The sequence below is a fragment of the Mycobacterium sp. 29Ha genome (genome assembly GCF_032883055.1).
GTDB classification, from domain to species: domain Bacteria; phylum Actinomycetota; class Actinomycetes; order Mycobacteriales; family Mycobacteriaceae; genus Mycobacterium; species Mycobacterium gallinarum.
Window position 1 is genome coordinate 1 of the sequence record NZ_JAMQTI010000074.1, and the last position, 1,311, is coordinate 1,311.

The window sequence follows — 1,311 nt, forward strand, 5'->3', positions numbered from 1 at the left end:
TGGACTACCCCAGGTTTTGTTCCTACTCGGGTGCGAGGGCCGGGGTTGGCTGACTCGCGTGGTGTGAGGTGCCGGTGAGGGCTGCCTCGTACTCGGCTGGCGGGATGTAGCCGAGGGCTTCGTGCAGGCGTTCCTGGTTGTACCAGGCCACCCACTGCGCGGTCGAGAGTTCGACGTCGTCGATGCATCGCCAGGGCTTGCCGCGGTGGATCAACTCGGTCTTGTAGGCGGCGTTGACCGCTTCGGCGAGGGCGTTGTCATAACTATCGCCACGAGACCCCACCGATGGGGCGATCCCGAGCTCGGCCAGCCGATCGGTATAGGCCAACGATAGGTATTGCGATCCGCGGTCGGAATGATGAATCAACTCGGACAGATCGGTATTCGACTGCCACACAGCATGATTGAATGCCTGCAGGGGCAGATCTTCGGTGCGCATGGTGGTCGAGACGGCCCACCCGGCGATCTTCTTGGTGCACGCATCGGTGACGAACGCGGTGTAGCAGAACCCCTGCCAGGTCCGCACGAAGGTGATGTCGGCGACCCACAACCGGTTGGGTACCGGGGCCTTGAATTGGCGGTTGACCAGATCAGCGGGCCGAGCCGCGGCCGAGTCGGTGACGGTGGTGAACACCGGCTTGCCACGCTGCACCCCGCGTAGGCCGGCCTTGCCCATCAACCGGCGGGTCTGCTCTCTGCCCAAGTGCCAGCCCTTGCGTTTCATGGCGCGGTGCATCTTGAGCACCCCGTAGACCGAGTAGTTCTCGCGGTGCACCGTGACCAGGTCGGCGATCAACTGCTCATCACGGATCTCGCGATCCGACGGCGGGCGGGTCAGCGCGGCCCGGTAGCCGCGGGAGGTGAGGAAACCGGGGATTGCTGCCCGCAGGACGCGGCAGATGAGCTCGACCCCGAACTGATCGCGATGAGCATCGATGAAGGCGATCATTTCGTCGCGGGGCGGTCGAGCTCCGCTGCGAAAAACGCAGACGCAGACTTCAACACTTCATTGGCTCTGCGCAACTCAGCATTCTCACGCCTGAGCTTGCGTATCTCTGCATGCTCAGAGCTGGTCGTGCCTGGACGTTCACCGGCATCGATCTGGGCCTTGCGCCGCCACCGGCGCACCGATTCCTCCGCGATACCGAGTTTGCCAGCCACGGACTTGATGGCTTCGAACTCAGATGTATCCGAGGCTTCCATCATGGTGTCCAACAACCGCAACGCACGCTGCCGAAACTCCGGCGAATACTGACGGGGCATAGCTTCCAATCCTCCTATGAAGATCGGAACAAAACCTGGGGTAGTTCA

Annotated in this window: 1 protein-coding gene and 1 other annotated feature; the gene reads right to left on the bottom strand. The window is 62.5% G+C overall.

The genetic code is table 11. The features are described 5' to 3' along the window. Window positions 1–22: 22 nt before the first annotated feature. A protein-coding gene (locus tag M1248_RS33240) for an IS3 family transposase (protein WP_317150936.1) occupies window positions 23–1,263 on the bottom strand; the annotation gives its coding sequence in 2 pieces (ribosomal slippage) (window positions 23–981 and window positions 981–1,263; 1,242 coding nt in all). Next, window positions 871–988: a sequence feature (AL1L pseudoknot), on the bottom strand. (Overlaps the previous gene by 118 nt.) Window positions 1,264–1,311: the final 48 nt, after the last annotated feature.